Origin of the sequence: Microvirga aerophila (assembly GCF_003332305.1) — a bacterium.
In the GTDB taxonomy this organism is placed as follows: domain Bacteria; phylum Pseudomonadota; class Alphaproteobacteria; order Rhizobiales; family Beijerinckiaceae; genus Microvirga; species Microvirga aerophila.
The window spans coordinates 1-5,922 of sequence record NZ_QOIO01000119.1; the positions used below are offsets into that span (position 1 = coordinate 1).

The 5,922-nt window shown below is 54.8% G+C and carries 4 protein-coding genes and 1 pseudogene; 2 read left to right on the forward strand and 3 right to left on the reverse strand.

Annotated features, from left to right (window positions below):
* Positions 1–249 precede the first annotated feature (249 nt).
* Positions 250–1,422 (reverse strand): annotated as a pseudogene (locus tag DRB19_RS28475) (IS701 family transposase); the annotation flags it as partial.
* 60 nt (positions 1,423–1,482) lie between these two features.
* Positions 1,483–2,529, reverse strand: a complete 1,047-nt coding sequence (locus DRB19_RS28480; protein WP_147023264.1) for an O-antigen ligase family protein — start codon at positions 2,527–2,529, stop codon at positions 1,483–1,485.
* A gap of 815 nt (positions 2,530–3,344) precedes the next feature.
* Between DRB19_RS28480 and DRB19_RS28485 the strand changes: the two genes are divergently transcribed.
* The gene (locus tag DRB19_RS28485) at positions 3,345–3,743 is read left to right on the forward strand and encodes a helix-turn-helix domain-containing protein (RefSeq protein WP_114189334.1); all 399 of its coding nucleotides are present in this window, start codon (positions 3,345–3,347) and stop codon (positions 3,741–3,743) included.
* 57 nt (positions 3,744–3,800) lie between these two features.
* Here the strand turns inward: DRB19_RS28485 and DRB19_RS28490 are convergent, their stop codons facing one another.
* Positions 3,801–4,766, reverse strand: coding sequence for a GNAT family N-acetyltransferase (locus DRB19_RS28490; protein ID WP_162815935.1), 966 nt, complete (start codon positions 4,764–4,766; stop codon positions 3,801–3,803).
* Between the two features lie 813 nt (positions 4,767–5,579).
* On the opposite strand from DRB19_RS28490, the gene DRB19_RS28495 reads away from it, so the two are divergent.
* Positions 5,580–5,922, forward strand: a 343-nt coding sequence (locus DRB19_RS28495; protein WP_245439894.1) for a transposase, incomplete at its 3' end; no start/stop codon positions are given.

A 5,922-nucleotide genomic window follows, 5' to 3' on the forward strand; every position in this document is an offset into this window, starting at 1 on the left:
GTTTCGTAAGGCCGGCATGGCCTCCAAACACTTCTGGCTCAGAAAGCTGTTGCAGAACTTTTGGCGACCTACTTAGCACTACAGTTGCACCTTTCGTTTACGTTGTGTGGCTTGCGCCATGGCCTGATGCGCTCGGCGCCAAGCGGACCAAGCAATCACGAAGGCAGGCTCGATCCGGCGTTGCTGGAGGCGGGTGGCGACGCGACGGAGTTCCTGGACAAACCAGCGTACCAGCGCTGCAGCTTGGCCTCGTCGCTTCTTTTTGGGGGAGCTCAGGCTGTTGGCGCGCTGGCGCACCACCGCCATCATGGCAAAGGCCAGCATCACCAGCGACACATGTTGATGCCACCCGTGCCAAGAGCGTGTCTCATTGTGCGTCAGGCCCAACTCTGTCTTGGCGGTCTCAAACGCATCCTCAATCGCCCAGCGCTGGCCTTCCACCCGCACCAGCGTGTCGATCGGCGTGCCGGCCGGGCACCAGGTCGAGAAGAACGCCAGATCCCCATCCGCAAGGGTGTGCCGGATCAGCAGGCCACGCGTCCACAGGCCGGTGAGAGCCTCGTTGTACTCCTCGGCCTCAAGATCCGCCAACTCGACGTGGGCCCAGTCATACAGGCGCACTCCCTTGGTGCCATTTCCTGCCGCCAGGCGCGTCCAAGCCTCAAAGGCAAGAGCCTTCGAGATCTGCTCGGCCGTGCCGGCGACTTCGGGTTTGCCGATCCAAGAGTAGAACCGATTGGTGGCATGCGCGCCAAGCACGTAGCCCTTGCCAGCCCGGCGCAGCTGCATCTCGACAGCTCCCACACCATAGATCGTGTCAGCGGCGACCCAGTCGAACGGAACGCCGGCAGCAAGCCTCCGCGCGATCATCTCGGCGGCAAAGGCTGTCGGGGACATGAGCGGCTTGCCGCCGGATGGAATGATTGATCCGGTCCTTGGGCCGATACAGCTGGCGATCGATGAAGGCGCAGCCCTTGTCCGAGACATAAGCGGCAAACACGCCGATCTGGCAGTTCGCGATCTTGCCCACCGATCCGGTGTACTGGCGCCCCACGCCACACGAGCTCTGACCCTGCTTGAGAAAGCCGGTCTCGTCGATCACTAGCACCGCACCGGGTGAGGCCAGCGTCTCGAGCGCATAGTGGCGCACCATGTCCCGCAAGGCATCTGCGTCCCAGTGGCTGCGGCCGAGCACCGCCTGCTGGCGCCACGACCCTGGATCTCCCGCGGCTTCGGCCCGCATCCAGCCGGTCTTGCGCCGCTCAGGCCCGAGCAGGCCATTGAGGAAGGCCCCTGCCGAGATGGCGACACTGGATGGGCAAACAGAGACTTGAGGTGAGCTTTGACCTGACGCAACTCCACACACCAGAGCTCGAGCATCTGCTCGACGGGCACACTGACCATGGCAGCCTCCCGTATCAGATCAGGAGATTATGAACTCATGAGCGGTGGGTGCAACTGTAGTGCTAGTTAGCTTCGGCGTCAGCTCAGCTGTGGATTCAAGCTCTGCCGACACGTTACCACTTCAGATCCTGGCCGCTTGCGGATCGCTGTATTTTCATTCTCAATGCTAAAATAGACGCAGAACCAAAGCAGGATCGTGCCCAAACGCACACCTTCAGCAAAGGGCTGAACAGCATAGTTAGAAGCTATCACGGCGAGAGCTAACGAGATAACGACTGTATTGCCCTTACGCCCGACCGCGTTTGCGCTGAGGAGCACGATCAACACAAAGATCATTAACCCGGCCGGTACTCCCCATGAGACTGTAATTTCTGCATACAAATTGTGTGGACTGGTAACTACTGCAGGAAAATTAAAAATTTCCTCAAAGCGTGGGCCGTACAAACTCCAGAAGCTTGAACTTCCAGTCCCGAACATGGGGGAACTCTTGATTGCCTCTGACGCAATATTTAGCATGAAGATACGTTCTACATTACTCCAGGAATTGTAGTCGCTGTTATAAACGTCGCTTGCTGTGACGAACTCAGCTATCACGACAGGAACCAGCGGAATGATACAGAAAGTTGCTACCGCGATAGATACCCCCACCTTTCCCCAAGTGCGAAGACCCTGCAACAATAAATATAATACCAGGAAAATTGCCGCCGCGAGAAAACTAGTCCGAACTTCAACACTAAGAGCTGCTGCTAGGGCCGCGATAAACCCAAGACTCCAGAACAACTTCTGACCAAATGAAAATGAGTGTCTGAAGCAGAGTAGAACACACAACATTAGGCCAGGATCCGGCACAAGCCATTTGACCTGAACGTTTGATCCAAGCTCTACAGTCGTGTCATAAAGTGAGGCGTCCGCTGTCATGTAACCGGTTGGAAATCCAGCAATAGTTAATGGGTACACCACAGCAAAATAAATCACAGTTCCAGCAAAGAATCCTAGAACAAACTGAAGAGGCTGCTGCCGATTATAAATGAGCGTAAATAGAACTATTATTGTAAAGTATATTGGCATGCGGGCGGCCGTTTTTGCGACGTCTGTGATCCCTCCTCCTGCTGCGACATCAGCCAATACACCCCACGCTCCTAAGAGAATGCAAGAATACATTGTAACTATTCCAGAAGGGATGTACTGGGCTATTACGCGAGATCTGACAGCTGCTATCACTATGAACAGAAGCAGAAACTCGCCAACCTTAATCGGAGCTCCAAAACTCTCGATCACGCGGTGAATAGGGTAAGTTAAGAGGCCTAACAGGAAAAAGCGATCATTGAGTTGCATTTTCGAATGTGTATTCATCAGAAACGAAGCCTCAGATGTCTTAGATGGCCGAGGATTATTTTAACATTATAAAATGCTCTGTATATCGTCGCGTAAGTCAAGTGGTTGCCCAATTTCAGATCTTTTACCCAAAAATCCTATGCCTAGGTTGGTATGGACACGATGCAATGTAAATTTACTCGTCTAGATTAGCTCAATTTTTCTAACGGTCTCCTTGGTGTCGGAAGAGTTTCAGAGCAGCACGTTTACAATGTGTGCAGTAGAGCAAAATATTTACTGGCCATTGATCTTGCCCCGAACACAGAACTGTGGCCAGGGGAAAACCTCCGACCTCGTTGCAAACCTGCCCGTCTCCTGAAGCTTGCGCCGAAGCCTCCTGTGATCTTGGGCACACCTCCATTCAGATGAGAACACATCGCTCGCGCAAACCCGTCAATCCGCGTTCACCAAGCTCATGATGGCCAGCACCCCAGCGTAATGAATTCGCCAGCAGTATCTCTTCCGAAGCAAGACCAGTGAAACTAAGCACCTAGTAAGGCCACAAAGGAGCTGCTGGATCGAGCGGGTGGGTGTAGAGTGGCCCGATTTGAAGGAGGGCAGCTCCCATGCTCAAGCGCTACCACGTCGACCTCACCCGTAAAGAGCGCACGGACCTGTTGGGCCTCCTCAACAAAGGCATTGCTCCGGCCCGCATGCTCACCCGCGCCCGCATCCTGCTCGCGGCGGACGAGCGCAAAACCGATGCCGAGATCGCGGCCAGCCTGCATGTCCATCCTGCCACCGTCGAACGCACGCGGCTCTCTACCAGATCTTCCCGCCCGCTGAGGCGCGGTGTCTGTGAAGCGGCTGGAGTTCCACTGCAGGTCCAAACACGGGAGCTGGCTCAACATGGCGGAACTGGAGTTGGCGGTGCTCCGTCGCCTATGCCTGGACCGGCGTCTCCCAGACCAGGCTACGCTGCAACGGGAGATTGCCGCGTGGGAGGGCGAGCGCGACAGGACTAGAGCCACAGTGCACTGGCGCTTCACCGTCGCACAGGCCCGTACCAAACTGCACCGCATCTACCCAGCATGATTCCTGTGTTGTTGGACTAGAACACTTTTGCCGACTTTTGTCCGTACGCTCCGGAGGAGCTCGACGAGCTGCGGATTTTTTCGGGCGCTGTTCTTGAATCCAGCTAGGGTACGTCGGTGCGTCTCGAGCAACATACCGGTGATGCTGAAGGCTTGTCCATGTTGATAGAGTTGTTCCTCGTCGTCTGCCCAGCGCGCCTTGTAGGACTCCGAGCCGATCGAGAAATCGAGAAGGGATATATTGTTCTCGCAGCACCAGCGAATAATTTCGACTAATAGAAGGCTCCCTGGTGAATAAGTCCTATAATTCTCGAAGTCACTGCTTTGTATAATGCCGTAGAACCGTCCGCGTAGAACAATACCGAAATTCCCGGCAATCATATGATCGCCCACCATGAGCGCGCTAGTGTGGGCAATCCCCCCAACTTCATTGCGGGCTAGCGAGTGGTAGAAGTCCGCATATGCCGTCCTGCTGAGCAGGTCAACAGCACCAGTCGCGCGGCACCAAGCCGATTTATAGCTAATTATCGTCTTCATAAGTTTAGCAGCAGTCTCTGCGTCGTGGGCCACTTTCAGTTCGACTGACCCCAATGCTTCTAGCCTTCGACGACTTCGCCGCAGTTCGCGGGTCATATGACTGTTTCGCGACTTCATGTAGCCGTTGAAGCCGCATTTGAGGGGGCTGTTGAACCCGATCATGTCATTCTGACACCTTAACCGAGTGAACGGGTTCGGTGCTCCATCAATGACACTCGGCATTTTCCGCAAGCTTACAGCGTCCATTGTACCAATGCTTTTGAGGATTTGGCACCAGATTGGAGAGAAGTCCCGCATGGCTAGTTCCGCTGCGAATTCCCTGCGAATCAGCGGCGCATTATAATCTGTGACGTCAAAATCGATGAATTCTAGAACGCGTAGCCGTCCGCGCTGCCTCTCGACTAATGGAATCAGCATCAACGGTACTCCGCTGTCGCTGCTTATTAAGACAATTGCCGGAGTCGCGGATATCGCGCCCCCGACTTTATCTAAGAGCATTGACATCCAGCTGTAGGTTTGAAAGGCCGTGCAGCAAGCCTGGTCCTGAAGTACCGACCATACCGCCTGTAGTGGCTCGTGTGACCGAAATACTTCGATCTTAATGGCCTGACTCAACGTGTGGCTCGTCACAGATTTTTGGATCATACCAAGCCCGTTCATAATAATTTATACCGTTGTGCATTGACTATTGTATCTTGGATGACCACGGCGAGCACAATTTATACATACCACTCGGCGATGCTGCACTTTTTTGAGGTATCGCCTTCCTGGCAATATTCCGTCAGGCTCGCTGAGATTGCATGGGTGGAGGAGTCAGAAACTTCTAAGACAACTACTCAATTTTTGTAGGTCCAAAACTATACCCGCCAACGCACGGAACTTTCAATCAATTAGAATGGAGTAATCCCCAATAGAGCAGCCATTTATATCAAGCTATGCTGCAGATTACTCAGTGTAATGAGTCAGAGGCTGGTGAGCAATTTTATTGCGCAATGTAAGTCATTGCTTCAGAATAGGTTTGGTGCTGGGCCGCTGCGGCGGATGTGGGCTGTTTGACGGTCCGGGAGCCCCACTACGGCACGGGATCGGGCGGAGCGACATGAGGACCTCCGGGATAGTGGGACTGCCCCCTCAAACCCAGAACGCCAATCCCTGTCTCAAGGGCTCCGGCACATTCGCCAGCAGTATCGGAACAATGGAGAGCACTTCTTATGATCCAGGAGGTGCTCCATGTCCCACAGACGCTTTACGCAGGAATTCCGGGATGAGGCGGTGCGGCTCGCCCTGACCAGCGGCCGCAGCCGGCGTGAGGTTGCCGCGGATCTCGGGGTCGGCCTGTCGACCCTGCGCCACTGGCTCGATCGCCGCCGCGAGCGTGAGATCGACGATCCGCTCGAAGATCGCCAAGAGGACATGGCCGCCGAGCTGAAGCGGCTGCGGCGCGAGAACGAGGTGCTCCGCCAAGAGCGCGACATCCTGAAGAAGGCCACGGTGGGTTCAACCGGTCAGTGCATCATGATTGATTTCGTTGTGCTTCGGGAGAACTATCCATGGCGCTTATGGGTCGTCCAGG

Coding starts and splice junctions, on each gene's coding strand:
- DRB19_RS28490 (WP_162815935.1), bottom strand. CDS start 4,766: ATGCTGATTCCATTAGTCGAGAGGCAGCGCGGACGGCTACGCGTTCTA.
- DRB19_RS28485 (WP_114189334.1), top strand. CDS start 3,345: ATGCTCAAGCGCTACCACGTCGACCTCACCCGTAAAGAGCGCACGGAC.